Genomic DNA, 15,721 nt, shown 5'->3' on the forward strand with positions numbered 1-15,721 from the left:
TGGCATCGAATCTTGTGGAGACAACGCCCATGGCCCTCGAACACATCACCGTCCTGGACCTCACGCACATGCTGTCGGGCCCCTACGGCACCATGCTGCTGGCCGACCTCGGCGCGCGCACGATCAAGGTCGAGCCCCCGGGCAGCGGGGAAGGCACCCGCCGCCTGCTCGAGCACGATCCCGAGCATTCGCGCGACGGCATGGGGGCGTACTACCTCACCCTCAACCGCAACAAGCACAGCGTGTGCATCGACCTCAAGACCGCCACCGGCCTGGCCGTCTTCCTGGACCTGGTGCGCGTCGCCGACGTCGTGTTCGACAATTTCAGCGTCGGCGTGACCGGACGCCTGGGCATCGACCACGCCTCGCTCGCCCGCGTCAATCCGCGCATCGTCACCTGCTCGGTCACCGGCTTCGGCCAGACCGGCCCGCACACGCAACGCCCGGCCTTCGATCAGGTGGTGCAGGCGATGGGCGGCGGGATGTCGATCACCGGGACGCCGGAGACCGGACCGACGCGCAGCGGCATTCCGATCGGCGACCTCGGCGGCGGCATGTTCGGCGCGATGGGGGTGCTCGCCGCGCTGGTCGAGCGCGAGCGCACGGGCCGGGGCCAGCACGTCGACATCTCGATGCTGGACGCCCAGATCTCGCTGCTCAACTACATGGCCACGATGCACCTGCTCTCGGGCCGCGTGCCGCAAGGCATCGGCAACGGGCATTTCGTGCACGTGCCCTACAACAGCTATCCGACGGCGGACGGCCACGTGATCATCGCGTGCATCGGCGACCCCTTCTTCGAACGCTTCGTCGAGTTCATCGACCTGCCGGCGCTGCGCGACCCGGCGTACCGGCAGCAGCCGGTGCGCTTCGCGGCCAAGGCCGAGATCGACGCCCTGATCGGCGACGCGCTGCGCCGGCACGCGACCGCGCACTGGCTCGAACGCCTGCGCGAGGCCCGCATTCCCTGCGCGCCGGTCAACGATTTCCATCAGGCACTGAACGACCCGCAGGTGCTGGCGCGCGAGATGGTGGTGGAGATCGCCCTGCGCAGCGGCGAGCGCGTGCGCATGCCCGGCAATCCGATCAAGCTGTCGGGCCGGGCCGAGGCCACCGTCTACACCCGTCCACCGGCGCTGGGCGAAGACACGCGCAGCGTGCTCGGCGCCCTGGACGGCTACCCGCCGGAACGGCTGGACGCGCTGCATGCCGAGGGCGCCATCGCATGAACGCCGGCGATGCGCTCCACATCACCGACGTCGCGCCGCGCGACGGCCTGCAGAACCAGGCCGTCCTCGTGGGCACCGACGACAAGCTGCGGCTGATCGCGCTGCTCGCCGCGGCCGGGCTGCGCAGCGTCGAGGCGACCAGCTTCGTGTCACCCAGGGCGGTGCCGCAGATGGCGGACGCGGCAGACCTGCTGCCGCGCGTGGCGGCCGGGTTTCCGGAATTGCGCACGTCCGTGCTCGTGCCCAACCTCAAGGGGCTCGAGCGCGCGCGCGCGGCGGGCGCCCGGGAGATCGCGGTCGTGCTCTCGGCCACCGAGACCATGAACCGCCGGAACATCAACATGGGGCTGGACCAGGCGCTCGCGGTGTGCGAGCAGACCCTGGCCACCGCGCGCGCCGACGGGCTGCGCACCCGCGCCTACGTGGCCGTCGCCTTCGACTGCCCGTTCGAGGGCGAGACGCCGCTGGACGTGGTGGTGCGGCTGGCCGCGCGCATGCACGCCGCCGGGGCCGACGAGGTCGTCGTCGCCGACACCATCGGCTCGGCCTCGCCGGGACAGGTCAAGGCGCGCTTCGCCGCCTTGCGCGACGCGGTGCCGGTCGAGCGACTCGCCGTGCACTTTCACGACACGCGCGGCCTGGCCGTAGCCAATGCGTGGGCGGCGATCGAGGCCGGGGTGCGGCGCTTCGACGCCAGCGTCGGCGGCATCGGCGGCTGCCCGTTCGCGCCCGGCGCGGCCGGCAACGTCGCCACCGAGGACCTCGTGCTGATGGCCGAGCGCAGCGGCCTGTCCACCGGGATCTCCCTGACGGGCCTGCTGGACGCGGTGGATTTCGCGCAGGAGGCGTTGCGTCGACCGCTCGGTGGCCACGCCGTCACCTGGCTGCGCCGCCAGCGCGATCAGGATTCCCAGACCCCACGACGGAGACTTTCATGACCACGTGTCGCGACCTTCATCCCAACCGCCGCCGGCTCCTCGGTGGCCTCGCGGCACTGGCCGCCATCGGCACCATCGACCCCGCGTCCGCGCTGGGCGCGTCCTTCCCCGTCAAGCCGGTCACCCTGGTGGTGCCCTACTCCGCCGGCGGTGGCACCGACATCGTGGGTCGCCTCATGGCGCAGCACCTGTCGGCGCTGTGGGGCCAGTCGGTGATCGTGGACAACCGCACCGGCGCCAACGGCGTGATCGGTTCCAGCACGGTCGCCCGCGCCCAGCCCGACGGCCACACCCTGGTGCTGGTGGTGGGCTCGCACGCGGTCAACCCCGTGCTCATGAAATCGCTGCCCTACGACACCGTGAAGGCCTTCACGCCCATCACCAACATCGCGAGTTCGCCGTGCGTGCTGGTGGTGCAGGGCCAGGGGCCCTACAAGACGCTGGCCGACGTGCTCGCGGCCGCGCGCCAGGACGAACTCGGCTGCGGCTATTCGGAGGGGCAGACCCGCCTGACCGCCGAACTCATGCGCCAGGTCGGCCATCTGAAGCTGACCGGCGTGCCCTACAAGGGAGGCGCCCCGGTGATGGTCGACATCATCGGCGGGCACCTGCCCATGGGGGTGACGAGCGTGCTGACCGCCCTGCCCCACGTGCGCTCCGGCGCGCTGCGCGTGGTGGGCGTCGCGGACGTGCGCCGCATGCCGTTGTTCCCGGAGGCCATGACCTTCAAGGAAGCCGGGCTGGACGGCGTCGAGTCGCTGAGCTGGTATGGACTGTTCGGGCCGGCGGGCCTGCCCGCGACGATCGTCGCGCAGATCAACCAGGCCCTGCGCACGGTCACCGCCGACCCGGTGGTGCAAAAGCAGATGCACGACCAGGGCGCGGACATCATGCTCACGCCGCCGGCGGATTTCGAGCGCTTCCTCGCCAGCGAGACGAGGAAGTGGGCCGTGGTCGCGCAGCGCGGCGGCATCAAGGCGGAGTGACCCCATGGCCGATCCCATCCTCCGGCGCAAGCTCGATCGCGGCGAGTTCATCGTGGCGCCGGGACTGCACGACATGATCGCCGCCACGGTGGCCAACAAGGTCGGTTTCGACATCGTCTACGGCACCGGCTACTGGCTCACCGCGTCCAGCCTCGGCCTGCCCGACGCCGGCATCGCGACGTACACGCAGATGGTCGAGCGCATGGCGACGCTGGTGCGGACGAGCCGTGGCGCCGTGATCGCGGACGCCGACACCGGCTATGGCGGCCTGCTCAACGTGCACCACACGGTGCGCGGCTACGAAGCGGCCGGCGTCACGGCCATCCAGCTCGAGGACCAGGAATTCCCCAAGAAATGCGGCCACACGCCCGGCAAGCGCTGCGTGCCGACACGGGACATGGTCGAGAAGATCAAGGTGGCCGTCGAGGCACGCGAGGACGACGAGAACTTCCTGATCATCGCCCGCACGGACGCGCGCGCCTCGCTCGGCGTGGACGAGGCGATGCGACGACTGGAGGCCTACGCCGAGGCCGGCGCCGACATCCTTTTCTTCGAGGCGCCGCAGTCCGAGGAGGAGATGCGCAGGGCCTGCGCCGCGTTCGACCGGCCGATGCTGGCCAACATGGCCGACGGCGGCAAGACCCCCATCCTGCCGGCCAGGGTGCTGGAGGAGATCGGCTTCGCCCTGGCCATCTACCCGTCGCTCACCAGCCTGGCCGCCGCGGCGGCGATGGAACGCGCCCTGGTCGGTCTCAAGGCCGGCGGGGTCGGCGGCGCGCCGGACGTGCCGCTGTTCGACTTCGACGAGTTCTGCCGCCTGATCGGCTTCGAGCAGGTCTGGGAGTTCGACCGGCGCTGGGCGCGTTGACCGCGCGCCTTTCGACAAGAAAAACAGACAGGAGACATCCGCATGACCCCATCGTCCGCATCGAACCCGCGCCGCCGCGTGCTCCGGATCGCCCTGGCGGGCGCCGGCGCGCTCGGCCTGGCCGGCCTCGCCACCGCCACGCGCGCGCAGCAGGACTTCCCCACCAAGCCGATCCGGCTCGTGGTGCCCTTCACCCCCGGCGGGGTCACCGACACAGGGGCACGCGTCGTGGCCGATCGGCTCGGCGCCCGGCTCGGCCAGCAGGTGGTGGTCGACAACCGCCCCGGCGCGTCCGGCAACATCGGCACCCAGATGGTGGCCGCCGCCGCACCCGACGGCTACACGCTGGTGCTGGGCTTCGACGGCACGATGGTGATCAACCCCCACGTGTTCTCGAAGGTGCCCTTCGACACGGTCAGGGACTTCGCCCCGATCGGCAAGATCGGCGACGCCGTGCTCGTCATCGTCACGCACCCGTCGGTGCCCGTGAAGACCCTGCCCGAACTGATCGCCCACTCCAGATCGAATCCGGGCGGACTGTCGTACGGCAGTTCGGGCACCGGCGGCACGCCGCACATCGCCGCCGAGATGCTCAAGGCCCGGACCGGAGCGAACTTCGTGCACGTCCCCTACAAGGGAGGCGGTCAGGCCCTGACCGACGTGGTAGGCGGCCAGCTGCCCATGCTCTACACGGCCGTGGCCGGCGCGCTGCCCTTCATCGAGAAGGGCCAGGTCCGGGCCATCGCGGTGTCCAGCGCGCAGCGACTGGCCTCGCTGCCGGACGTGCCGACCGTCGCCGAGTCGCTGCCCGGCTTCGAAGCCAGTTCGTGGATCGGCCTGCTCGCGCCCGCGCGCACGCCGGCGCCCGTCGTCGAGCGTCTGCAGCGGGAACTGGCCGCCGTGGTGAGGGAGCCCGCGATCCGGGAGCGACTGGCCCGGCTCGGGATCATGGCCGTGGGCAACACGTCCACCGAATTCGGCCAGCAGATCGAGGCCGACCTGAGGAAGTACGCCGACGTCGTGCGGGCCGCCGGCATCCGAGTCGACTGAGGGGCGCCGGCCCGGCCGGTCACTTGAATTCGAGGATGCGCCGGGGGTCGAGACGCCCGCGCGCCAGGTCCCACAACGCGAGCAGGTTGCCTTTCAGGCGGCCGCGCCGGTCGACCCACGGTTCGGGCCGCAGCGTGCGCGCGGTGTTGGCCAGCATGTTCCTCGACATGTGCGTGCGGGCCAGCGGCCAGGCCATGGTGCCCTTGCGCGCCAGATAGATCGGGTTGGCGACCTGCGAATAGCCCAGGCGGACGCCGGGGCTGCGACCGGATTTCTTCACGCCCAGGTGCACGCCGCGCAGGCGGGGCGCCTGGACGATGGTGCCGTGCGCGGCGGCCTGGCGCGAGAAATCCAGGTCCTCCAGCCAGGCGTAGAGCGGGAGGTTCTCGTCGAAGCGCAGGCCCCGCTCGCGCACCGGCCGCATCCGCACGGCCATGTTGCAGCCGTAGCCGTTGTAGGTCGGACGGGTCGCGCGGGACGCGTCGTTCGGCCCCGCGTCCTCGATGATGCGCACGCCCTCCTGGTGGTCCAGGCCCGGGCCGAGGATGCCGTCGGCCAGGACCTGGCCGGTCGCGATGACCACGTCGGGCATCGCATCGAACAGGAGCTCGAGTTCCGCGAGGTAGTCGTCGCAGGGCAGGAAGTCGTCGTCGAAGAAGACCACCACGTCGGCCGTCGACGCCGCGAGCAGCACGTTTCGCTGGCACGGCAGTCCCACGGGACCGGCCAGCACGCGGGCTTCGCCTCCGTAGGCGTCCAGGCAGGCCGCGTCGAAATCCTGCGGCTTCGCCGGACAGATCAGGAGCGCGTCGGCCATGCGCGACTGCCTCGACAGGCGCAGGATGGTGTCGGTCATCACGTCCCGGCGGCCGGCGGTGGCGATCGCGATCGCGATTGTGAGTTTCATGGTCGGGCGTCCTCGAAGGTGCAGCCGCGTCGCGCGGCGAAAGTGCGATGCCGGATCGGAATGACGAGGCCCGCCTCAGACGGCGGGAACGGGATCGGTGGCCGCCTCGCCCTGTCGCGAGGGCGCCCCGAGCACCGCGTCCAGCAGCTGGCGCGCGGCCCGCTCCCAGGTGAATTGCGCCGCGTGCGCCCGGCCGCGGGCGCGCGTCTCGGCATGGAGGCCGGGCTCGTCGCGCAGCCGCACGATCTGGCGCACCCATTGCGCGGGGTCGTGCGCGTCGGCCCACAGGGCGGCCTCGCCGCACACCTCGGGCAGCGCGCCGCAGGGCGCGACGACCGTCGGGCAACCGAGCGCCATCGCCTCCAGCGGCGGCAGGCCGAAGCCCTCGGTGGTCGAGGGGAAGGCCAGCGCGAGGGCCTGCGTCAGCAGGCCGGCGAGCTGGGCGTCGTTCACGAAGCCGAGGAACTTGACGTTGGGAGGAACGCGGCAGCCCTGGCGCTCGAAGTCCTCGCGCGTCGCCGGTCCGAACAGCGCCAGCGTGACGTCCCGCAGGGCCGGCGCGGCGAAGGCCTCCAGGAGCACCTGGATGTTCTTGTGCTGCTGGCGGTTCGACAGCGCCAGCACGTAGGCGCCGCCCGCGAGCCCGGCGGCGCCTGCCGCCGCGAGGTCGGGCGCGTGGCGCAGCACGTGGTCGCACCCGTTGTGGATCACGGTGATGTTGCCGGCATCAGCCACGCCGAACTTGTCGAGCTGGTCCCGGGAGTACCGCGACACGGTCAGCAGGCCGCGATGGCGGCGTCCCAGCCGGGGCAGGACGAACCGGTACCAGCTGCGGAACAGGCGCGAGTAGGAGCGTGGCGAGGTGTACACCTGCGCATCGTGGACCATGGTGAACGCGTTGCGCGCCAGGACGGGTCCGATGTTGCAGAGGCTGACGATCGTCTCGTCGCGCGCGCGGCGCGGCAGCTGCGTCTGCTCCCACAGCACGCCCGTCAGGCGGCGGCGCAGCGGCGACATCGTGCGCGGACCCGCGTCGTGCTCGACACGGATGTGCGAGAGGCGCAGGTCGACGTCGTGGCGCCCCGGCACCAGCACGCGGCAGTGCAGCCTGCCGGCCAGGGCCTTGTCGTTGGCGAGCACCTTGTCCAGGGCCACCAGCATTTCCCGGGCGACGCGGTAGACGCCCGAGCGGCTGGTCGAGGGTTGAAGGAATTTGCCGTTGATGACGAGCCTCGGCAGCTCGGCACGCTCGGCCATGAACACCGTGTCAGGTGGATTGATCGGCATAACGCCCTCCCAGGGCAATCTCGTTGGGGTTGACGGTCATCGCGGCGCCCTCACGGCGCGCCGGGCCGGCGGGGCCGCAGGCGCCGGGCCAGCCGGTCGAGCGCGTGGCGTTCGAGGCCGGCCGGCCGGCCGGCCAGGCGCCAGGCCAGCCAGGCGAAGAAAAGGTAGGCGAGCAGGTAGGCACCGCCCAGGGGCACCGCCCGCCCCAGCAGCGCGGGCAGCGTGGCGGCCGCCAGCACCCAGGGGGCGCCGAGGTAGAGGACGGCACCGGCCGCCAGCAGCACGCACATCGGCCTGACCAGCGCCATGGCCTGCGGCACCAGCCCGACGTCGACCAGCCGGCGCACGATGCACATGCCGGTGAAGGTGCCGGCGGCGGTGGCGATGGCGCTCCCGGCGATGGCGCCGGGGATGCCGAAGCGCACCGCGCCCCACCAGACCAGCGGCAGCCGGATCACCAGTTCGACCAGCGTGCGCGCCGCCACCCAGCGCGTGCGGTCCAGCGTCATCGCTAGCGGCCCCATCAGGATGGCCGGCAGACCCAGGACCGCGACCGCGCTGATCCAGCGCAGCCACTGGGCGGCGGGCTCCCACGAGGGCCCGAGCGCCACGCGCACCAGGATGTCCGGCCAGAGCATCGGCACGCCCATCACCCCGACCATCACCAGCCCGATGGCATTGCTCAGCTGCACGTAGCGGGAACGCCGGTCCGCGTCGGCGGCGACCATCGCGCTCATGGCCGGGCGGAACAGCGGCTGGATCAGGGCCTGCATCGGGATCTCCGAGATCTGCTTGCCCATCGCGTACTGGCCGAACATGGCGGTCGTGGTCAGGCGCGGCAGGATCAGCCGGTCGATCTGCCAGTTGAGCGCGGCACCCGCCTGGGACAGGAAGTTCCAGCCGATGAGGTCGGAGAAATAGGGCCACCGGCTCAGGGTCAGCCGGGGACGCAGCGGTGCGATCACGTACGACATCACGGTGGTCGTCAGGGGGCCGCCCACCGTCGCCGCCGCGATCGCCCAGTAGCTCCCGGTCGTCGCCGCGATGCCGATCGACAGCACCAGCGCCACCGCCTTGCCCGACAGTTCCATGCGGGCGTCGGGGCGGAAATTGAAGACCCGCGCGTACTCCACCATCCGTGGACTGACCAGGCCGCGCAGGGCCGGCGCCAGGGCCAGCACCGCCAGCAGCGCCCGCAGGCGCGGCTCGTCGTTGAAGGCGGCCAGCGGCCAGGCCAGGGCCAGCAGCAGGAGGGCGATGACCAGGCCGCGCAGGAGGCTGAGCGTGAACGCCGTGTGCAGCATGTCCGGCGTCAGCGCCGGCGCGCGGATCAGCGCCGCGGCCATCGGCAGCTCGAACAGGGCTTCGACGATGAACACCGCCGCCATGGCCATCGCGACCAGCCCGAACTCCGCCGGCCCCAGGAACCGCGCCAGCGTCACCAGCATCACCAGATCGATCAGCTTGGTCGCCAGCCGGGTGCCCACCGTCCAGAGTCCGGCGCCCAGGGCGCGCCCGGCCATGCTCGCGGGCTCAGCCAAGGCGGGCACCATCGCCGATGACGGCACGCGGCGCGCGCGCGATCGAGCCGGACCCGGCGCGCACCGCGGCGACGGGGAACGCCCGGCGGGGGGTCGGCTGCTGCAGCAGCGCGATCGAGAAGCCGTAGAGCCAGGCGTTCAGCACGCCGAAGTCGGGCGTGGTACCGATCGTCAGTCCGGCCAGGAAGGGCGCGAAGTAGGCCCACCGCACCGCCGACATCAGGGCCCCGCCCTGCGCGTCGTCGCGCCCGCCGCGCCGCAGGAAGAGGCACTGGGCGACGAACAGCGCGTAGAGCAGGGCCCCGACGATGCCGACGTTGCTCGCCAGCGCGACCGCGAAGTTCGACGCGCGCGTGCCGCCCAGCCCGACCCCCAGACCGTGCGTCTCCCACAGGGCGCGCCAGGACACCTGCGTCCACATGGTGCGTTCCTCGTAGGAGAGCGAACTCGTCTTCTGGAGCACCATGGTGTCGAACATCTGCTGCATCGGCGCGAACAGGCGTGGCACCGCGACGAACAGCAGCACCAGCAGCGCGAGCGCCGCCAGGCTCAGGCGCAGTTCGCGGGCCAGGCCGTGCCGGAGGTAGGGATTGCGGCCGGCGGCCACCGAGCGCCAGCACCATTCCGCCACCATCGCGCCGCCGAGCACGCCGAGACCCAGGTAGGCCGCCGAGGACGTGGACAGCGCGATCAGCGCCAGCAGCGACGCCATCAGCGCCGGGACCAGCCACTGCCGCACGAAGCCGGCGGCCATCGCGCGCCGGAAGAAGTACAGCAGCGAGAGGAAGGACAGCGCCAGCGTCCCGAACGAGGACGCCTCGGGCATCAGACCCACGACGCGTTTGCTGTCGAGGATCTCGTCGTTCGTGAGCAGTGCGTAGGTGGCGGTGCGGAACAGGTCGAGCAGCGGCTCCAGCGGCACGTAGCGCGCGCAGAAGTCGAGCACGCCGGTGAGCGCGGTGATCGCCGCGCCCAGGCACAGCGCGTTCAGGGCCCGTTCACGGCTCCCCGGTTCCGTGAGCAGGTCGGCGAAGGCGAACGTCGCGAGCACCGAAATGCTGATGTAGACGAACTGCGAGACGTTCTGCAGCGTCGGGCGCAGCAGCGCGAAATCCGCCTGCGAGACCGCGATGACGACGACCTCCCCGGCGAAGAAGCGCGGCATGAACAGCGTCGTGACGCTCGCCACGATCCAGAAGGCCAGCAGCAGCAGCGCGACAGAGGGCGTCAGGGCGGCGTCCACGGCGCGGGCCAGGCCGCCCTTGCGGCCCAGTTGCCGCGCGATCACCAGCAACGCGACGATGGGCGCGGGGGTCAGCGTCAGGCCCGCCGTCAGGCTCGTCGGTATCACCGCGAGCGAGCCGAACGGCAGCGACGCGAAGAACAGCGGCAGCAGCGCCTGCCGGTGACGCAGCGACACCCAGGCCACCAGGATCCAGAAGACGGCGATCGGAACGGCTTCCATGGCGTCAACCCGCGGCGGCCGGACCGGCCGGGGTGCCGGATCGGGCGGCGATCAGCGACGCGATGAGACCGCCCAGGCGATCCCTGAAGACATCCATCCCGAACGAGCGCGCGTGGGCCTGCAGCACGGCGGGATCGAAGGCGTGGGCCATGGCCTCGAAACGCCCGATCGCCTCCATCATCGCCTCGGTCTTCTGTTCGTGGAAGAACAGGCCCGTGTGCCCCGCGACGACGGTCTCCAGCGCGCCACCCTTGGCGAACGCGACCACGGGCCGACCGCTCGCCATCACCTCCAGCGGAACGATGCCGAAGTCCTCGACACCCGGAAACAGCAGCGCGCGGCAGCGCGAGAAGTGGCGCGTCATGGTCGCGTCGTCGACCGCGCCGAGGAACTCGACCGTCGGACCCGCCAGCCGCCTGAGCGCGGGGCCGGCGCCGGCCCCGATGACCGTCAGGCGCCGGCCCAGGCGCGTGCACGCCTCGACCGCGATCTCGATCTTCTTGTAGGGCGTGATCTGGCCGGCGCACAGGTAGTGGTCGTCCACCACACCCGCCGGTGCGAAGCGCGACAGGTCGACGGGGGGATGCACGACGTGGGCATCGCGGCGGTAATACCGGTTGATCCGGCGCGCCACGTACGCCGAATTGGCGATGAAGTGATCGACCCGGTGCGACGTGCTCACGTCCCACCGGCGCAATGCGGGCGCGGTCAGCGACATCAGCACCCGCGTCACCGGCCCGGCCGACGCCCGGTACTGGGGATACAGGTCCCAGATGTAGCGCATGGGCGAGTGGCAGTAGCAGATGTGGATCGCGTCCGGTCCGGGAATGACGCCCTTGGCCGGACCGGCCTCGCTGGAGATCACGAGGTCGTAGCCGGTCAGGTCGAACGACTCCAGGGCATGCGGCATCAGCGGCAGCATCTTCTGGTAGTGCCGCCGTCCGCCGATCTTCTGCAGGAACGACGTCGTGATCCGGTGGCGCCGGAGCTTGTCCGAAATCGCGGCCTCGTCGCACACCAGCGTGAAGATGTCGGCCTCCGGATAGAGGTCGGACAGCACTTCGAGCACCTTCTCGCCGCCGCGCATGCCCACGAGCCAGTAATGGACCAGCGCGACCTTCACGGCACGGCTCTGGCGAGTCGGGAAGGCCGGTCGCCGGACGAGCCGGTCGCGCGGTCCGGAGTCAAACGCGGGAATTCCACGGTAGACATGGCGTTGCTCGATGCTTTAGGGCGCTGCGGATCGCCTGAAAATTGCATCGCACAAACGATGCCCACGACGACCGATGACCCCATGCGTGCTGATCTGAAATAACATGACACAATTAGTTCGCCTTGTAATTCTAATGGCTTCGTGTGCGACTCGGCACTGCCGGGTAGTAATTTTTTATTAACCTGTCGAAACGGAATTGGGTGGATTTTCACGGCTCCGATTCCAACCGACGCTATTTCTTTTTCATTCGGGATTCACGGTTCATCACGGCATTTCCAAAGCAGAACACAGACGGGAATTCGATCTTCCAGTTCAACGGACCACCATGAGAATTACCATCTGCACGCTGTTCGAGGACCACTATCACTACGGGGTCGCCGGCCTCACCAATTCCCTCGTCGCCGCCGGCTACCACGGTACCGTGTGGGTCGGCCACCGGGGTCCGTTGCCCGCCTGGATGGCGAACCACGCGGAATTCGACGGTGATTTCTGCAGCCTGCGCGTGACCGAGACCGTGCAACTCCGGATGGTTCGGCTCAATCCGCCGGTCAGCCTGAATTATCACAAGCCGACCTTCATGCTGGACGTGCTGAACACGTTCGAGCCCGGCGCCACGGCGGTGTGCTACATGGACCCGGACATGGTCGTGAAATGCCGGTGGTCGGCCATCGAGGCGTGGGTGCGGCCGGACGGCATCGCCCTGGTGGAGGACGCGAACGCGTCGTTGCCTTCCACGCACCCGAAGCGGGCGCGATGGGCGTCCTTCTTCGCCGCGCACGGCATGGTGCCCGGACGGGACATCGAGCGTTTCTACAACGCCGGCTTCGTGGGCATCTCGCGGGACCGGATCGCGGTCATCGAGACCTGGCAACGGGTCTGCGCGCTCGTGGCGCGCCACAACGGCGGATCGCTGCAGCAACGCCGGGTCGGTCACAGCGACCACATCTTCCATTCGGCCGACGAGGACGCGTTGAACTTCACGCTCGGCCTGTGCGACGCACGGCTCGACGCGTGCGGCCCGGAGGCCATGGACCTGGCGCCCGGCGGCCAGCTGCTCTCTCACGCCGTCGGCTCCGTCAAGCCGTGGGAAGGCCGGCACGTGCGGCGCGCGCTGCGCGGCGAGCCTCCGAACCTGGCGAGCCAGTCGTTCTACCGGTTCGCGACCGGTCCCGTGGTGCCCTTCTCGCCGGTCAGGCTGATGAAGCGAAGGTGCTCGATGTGGATCGCCTCCGTGCTGGGCACCCTGATCTTCAGAAGAAAAGCAGGGCTGTCCCCGTCCTCTCACTCGGTCTGAGCGCACCGCTTCGGCCTGGCGGTCGGCGCGAATCACCGAATCCGCGGTGATTCGCAAGTTGGCCGCGCGCAACGAATCACGCATCATCTTTTAGGAGCATTGAAATGGTTTTCGGACATCCGATCGGCATGCGGGCGGTCCCTCCGGGGATCGCGGCGCGCGCGTCGCACCGCGGCGGCTCGCACCTCAGGGTCTTCTCGGACGCGTGCCGGCGCGTCCTCGCCGTGCTCTCGCTCGTCGCCTGCGCGTCCTTCGGGGCGCACGCAGCGGACGGCACGAGCGGCAATCGCACGTTCGGCGATTCGGTGGGATTGGGCGTCAAGTTCATCCAGGGCCAGTCCCTGGACACCCTCCCGATGCTCAAGGACCTCAAGGTCAAGTGGGCGCGCGAACACGTCAACTGGCGCGACATCGAGACCTCGCCCGGCACCTACGGCGCCCTGCCCGCCAACCTGCGCCGGCAGCTCGCCTACTACCGCGAGAACGACATCGGGCTGGTCGGCATCCTGACGCTCTCGCGCGCCGGGACCACGCCCACGTCGCCCGAGGAGATCGCCGTGGGTTCCAACGCGGAAGCCTTCGGGCGCTTCGCGGCCCGGGCCGCGCAGCTGCTGAAGGCCGAGGGCGTGCGCTTCGTGCTGGAGGTCGGCAACGAGCCGCACAACTCTCACCTCGTCAAGGCATTGGGAGGCCAGTGGAACGGACGCCCCCCTTCCCCCTGGCTCGATCACTACGTGCAGATGGTCAATGCCGCGGTCAGGAACGTGAAGGCCGACGACCCGTCGGTCAAGGTACTCGCCGGCGACGACATGTGGGTCGTCGACTACTGGATGCTGGAAGCCGGACTCGACCCCCGCCTGGACGGCCTGACGGTGCATCCCTACGCCCGTGGCATCCCGGAGATCGCCGCGGTGGCCAACGACACCGACTGGGTGCGTCCGTTTGTGGCCGTCGACGCGGACCGCTCGCTCCAGTCGGGCGTGAAGCGCCTGCGTGCGGCGGCGCTCCAGAAGTTCGGCCGTCCCGTCGAGATCTGGATCACGGAGATGGGCTGGCCGGTGGCCGAGGGCGAGCGTGCCGTCGACAACGCGACGCCGGAGCGGACCGTCGCCTCCTACATCCCGCGTTCCTTCATCCTGGCGGCCGAGGCCGGTGTGGAGGGCTTCTGCTGGTTCTCCTCGCAGGACGCGGTCGACGGTCCCATGGGCCTGACCCGCAACGACTGGTCCCAGCGCCTGACCTACAGCGCCTTCCGCACCATGACCGAGCAGCTGGGCGACCTGAAGTTCGTGCACCGCCTGCAGGGAGAGAAAGGGACGGACGCCGCCGTGCAGGCGTTCCTCTTCGCCAACCGCGATCGCAGCGTGGTCGTGGCCTGGAACGCGCGCGGCACCGAGGACATGCAGTTCGTGCTTCCCCAGTACCGTCCCAACGACCTGGCGGTGATCGACCTCGTGGGCAATCGCAAGCTGGTCCCGGCCAGGAACCGGCGCTTCTCCGTGCCGATCAACGGCGAGCCGGTCTACATCCAGCTCTTCTCCCGCAGCGAGTGGGCATCGGCGTTCCGCATCAAGTGACGCGTCGCCCGTCCGCCGGCGCCGCCCCGTGGCCACGCTCCGCCGCCGGACCAATGCGCGCGGGCCCCTGTTCACGCGCCTTTTCCCGGGAGGCGTTTGCAGGATCGCGTGCGGGCGGATCGGTCGCGGACGGAGCGCATGGTCAGGCTACCGATCCGCGAAGTTGAGTTCGGCGGCGCGCTGCTGAGTGCCTAATGCCGCCGCCAGCGACGGCTGGCGCGCATCGGTCGCGTGCGTCCGACCCATGTCGTCCACCGACGTGAAGCCGAACAGGTCGGCGAAGGGCTTCAACTTGGCGGCCGAACCGCGGGTGTAGATCACCTCGCGCGACTGCAGCGCGCCTATGATCAGGCCGTGGAGCCGACCCGTGACGATCCAGTGCGCGTGTCCGTAGGGCGCCAGCAGGCCGTCCGCGACGCCGTCCGAAACGATCAGACTGACCTCGACGGGGAGTTCCCGGTCGATCGTGGCGCCCAGCGCCCGGCAGAACGACAGGCCGAAGTCCTCCCTCAGATCGTGCGAGACGATCAGCACGCGCTTCAGGCCTTCCCGCTCGTGGAGCCAGCGCAGCGCCGTCAGGATTTCCTTCGGATCCTCGTTCCTGGATTCGCCGGAATCGATGCCCGGCGACACCAGGCAGGTGTCGGACGCGTTCAGGTCCGGTCGAAGCGGCAGGCAACCCTTCAGGAACGCCAGGTCGCCCGTCTGCTTCATCTTGGCGGCCGAGGTCGGGAATTCGGCTTGCAACACGGACAACGACACGGCATCGCGCAGATTGATCTCCGTGCACCGGTCAAAGATCAGCTGGAAACAGAACTTCTTCCATCGCGACCGGATGGACGTGGCACCCGCCCCGACGACGGCCGCGCAATGCCCGCAGACGACCGCCCAGAAACAGACCGCCACGGTAAACGCCAGCCATCCGAGCGAGACCTCGTTGCGGATCGCATGGCCGCCGCCGATGCGGATGGAACTCCACAGGCAGGCCCGGAAGGCTCGCGCGGGATTGGCGCGGATCGGGACGATCTTCAGTCCGGCCGTCTCGAACTCCTCGCGAATCTTGTCGCTGGGCGTCTTGTAGGGCATCAGGACGCACTGGCGGCCGTCCTGCACGAGGCGACGGCCCGCCGCGAGCGAGAGCATGGCATCGCCCAGATTCACGAAATCTCCTGGCAGCAGGACTGTCTTCATTCTCATTCGATGGGTCGCAAGGGATTCGGAAAACCGCGAAGGCGGCGATGGCGGACCCGACGACGGCGAGGGGTCTTCGGTGATCGGCACGCGGAGGTCGCCGACCGGGTCATCGGCGCCCGCCTTCGCGTTCGCCGCTTCGGCCGACCGGGGCACGCGTCGTGGTGGAACCGGG

The 15,721-nt window shown here is 70.0% G+C and carries 13 protein-coding genes; 7 read left to right on the forward strand and 6 right to left on the reverse strand.

Going from position 1 to position 15,721, the window contains the following annotated elements; genetic code table 11:
* The first annotated feature begins 29 nt into the window (after positions 1–29).
* Genes NF681_19275 through NF681_19295 form a run of 5 tightly spaced genes read left to right on the forward strand, consistent with a single transcriptional unit; the run spans position 30 to position 5,071 of the window.
* Positions 30–1,229 (forward strand): CoA transferase, encoded by a 1,200-nt coding sequence (locus NF681_19275; protein UST55886.1) that lies wholly within the window; start codon positions 30–32, stop codon positions 1,227–1,229.
* Positions 1,226–2,167, forward strand: coding sequence for a hydroxymethylglutaryl-CoA lyase (locus NF681_19280; GenBank protein UST55887.1), 942 nt, complete (start codon positions 1,226–1,228; stop codon positions 2,165–2,167). Before NF681_19275 ends, NF681_19280 begins: the two co-directional genes overlap by 4 nt.
* Positions 2,164–3,153 (forward strand): tripartite tricarboxylate transporter substrate binding protein, encoded by a 990-nt coding sequence (locus NF681_19285; GenBank protein UST55888.1) that lies wholly within the window; start codon positions 2,164–2,166, stop codon positions 3,151–3,153. The genes NF681_19280 and NF681_19285 overlap by 4 nt, the downstream gene beginning before the upstream one ends.
* Before the next feature lie 4 nt (positions 3,154–3,157).
* The gene (locus tag NF681_19290) at positions 3,158–4,021 is read left to right on the forward strand and encodes an isocitrate lyase/PEP mutase family protein (protein ID UST55889.1); all 864 of its coding nucleotides are present in this window, start codon (positions 3,158–3,160) and stop codon (positions 4,019–4,021) included.
* Positions 4,022–4,063: 42 nt separating this feature from the next.
* Complete coding sequence (locus NF681_19295; GenBank protein UST55890.1) at positions 4,064–5,071, forward strand: tripartite tricarboxylate transporter substrate binding protein; 1,008 nt, start codon at positions 4,064–4,066, stop codon at positions 5,069–5,071.
* A 19-nt stretch (positions 5,072–5,090) separates the two neighbouring features.
* Here the strand turns inward: NF681_19295 and NF681_19300 are convergent, their stop codons facing one another.
* From NF681_19300 to NF681_19320, 5 genes are all read right to left on the reverse strand, one after another.
* A complete protein-coding gene (locus tag NF681_19300; GenBank protein ID UST55891.1) occupies positions 5,091–5,978 on the reverse strand; it encodes a glycosyltransferase family 2 protein in 888 nt (295 codons plus the stop codon).
* Positions 5,979–6,053: 75 nt separating this feature from the next.
* Complete coding sequence (locus NF681_19305) at positions 6,054–7,235, reverse strand: glycosyltransferase family 4 protein (GenBank protein ID UST55892.1); 1,182 nt, start codon at positions 7,233–7,235, stop codon at positions 6,054–6,056.
* Between the two features lie 80 nt (positions 7,236–7,315).
* A complete protein-coding gene (locus NF681_19310; GenBank protein ID UST55893.1) occupies positions 7,316–8,806 on the reverse strand; it encodes an oligosaccharide flippase family protein in 1,491 nt (496 codons plus the stop codon).
* A complete protein-coding gene (locus tag NF681_19315; GenBank protein UST55894.1) occupies positions 8,799–10,271 on the reverse strand; it encodes a hypothetical protein in 1,473 nt (490 codons plus the stop codon). The genes NF681_19310 and NF681_19315 overlap by 8 nt, the downstream gene beginning before the upstream one ends.
* A 4-nt stretch (positions 10,272–10,275) precedes the next feature.
* Positions 10,276–11,394, reverse strand: a complete 1,119-nt coding sequence (locus NF681_19320) for a glycosyltransferase (protein UST55895.1) — start codon at positions 11,392–11,394, stop codon at positions 10,276–10,278.
* 415 nt (positions 11,395–11,809) lie between these two features.
* On the opposite strand from NF681_19320, the gene NF681_19325 reads away from it, so the two are divergent.
* The gene (locus NF681_19325; GenBank protein UST55896.1) at positions 11,810–12,778 is read left to right on the forward strand and encodes a hypothetical protein; all 969 of its coding nucleotides are present in this window, start codon (positions 11,810–11,812) and stop codon (positions 12,776–12,778) included.
* A gap of 104 nt (positions 12,779–12,882) precedes the next feature.
* Positions 12,883–14,355 (forward strand): hypothetical protein, encoded by a 1,473-nt coding sequence (locus NF681_19330; protein ID UST55897.1) that lies wholly within the window; start codon positions 12,883–12,885, stop codon positions 14,353–14,355.
* A 147-nt stretch (positions 14,356–14,502) separates the two neighbouring features.
* On the opposite strand, the gene NF681_19335 is transcribed toward NF681_19330, so the two are convergent.
* Positions 14,503–15,702: a polysaccharide pyruvyl transferase family protein gene (locus NF681_19335; protein UST55898.1), complete on the reverse strand. Its 1,200-nt coding sequence runs from the start codon at positions 15,700–15,702 to the stop codon at positions 14,503–14,505.
* Positions 15,703–15,721: the final 19 nt, after the last annotated feature.

The organism is Comamonadaceae bacterium OTU4NAUVB1 (genome assembly GCA_024372625.1).
Taxonomy (GTDB): domain Bacteria; phylum Pseudomonadota; class Gammaproteobacteria; order Burkholderiales; family Burkholderiaceae_C; genus Variovorax.

Excerpts from the sequence above, each read along its gene's own strand:
- NF681_19275 (UST55886.1), top strand. The coding sequence starts at position 30 with ATGGCCCTCGAACACATCACCGTCCTGGACCTCACGCACATGCTGTCG.
- NF681_19280 (UST55887.1), top strand. The coding sequence starts at position 1,226 with ATGAACGCCGGCGATGCGCTCCACATCACCGACGTCGCGCCGCGCGAC.
- NF681_19285 (UST55888.1), top strand. The coding sequence starts at position 2,164 with ATGACCACGTGTCGCGACCTTCATCCCAACCGCCGCCGGCTCCTCGGT.
- NF681_19290 (UST55889.1), top strand. The coding sequence starts at position 3,158 with ATGGCCGATCCCATCCTCCGGCGCAAGCTCGATCGCGGCGAGTTCATC.
- NF681_19295 (UST55890.1), top strand. The coding sequence starts at position 4,064 with ATGACCCCATCGTCCGCATCGAACCCGCGCCGCCGCGTGCTCCGGATC.
- NF681_19300 (UST55891.1), bottom strand. The coding sequence starts at position 5,978 with ATGAAACTCACAATCGCGATCGCGATCGCCACCGCCGGCCGCCGGGAC.
- NF681_19305 (UST55892.1), bottom strand. The coding sequence starts at position 7,235 with ATGGCCGAGCGTGCCGAGCTGCCGAGGCTCGTCATCAACGGCAAATTC.
- NF681_19315 (UST55894.1), bottom strand. The coding sequence starts at position 10,271 with ATGGAAGCCGTTCCGATCGCCGTCTTCTGGATCCTGGTGGCCTGGGTG.
- NF681_19325 (UST55896.1), top strand. The coding sequence starts at position 11,810 with ATGAGAATTACCATCTGCACGCTGTTCGAGGACCACTATCACTACGGG.
- NF681_19330 (UST55897.1), top strand. The coding sequence starts at position 12,883 with ATGGTTTTCGGACATCCGATCGGCATGCGGGCGGTCCCTCCGGGGATC.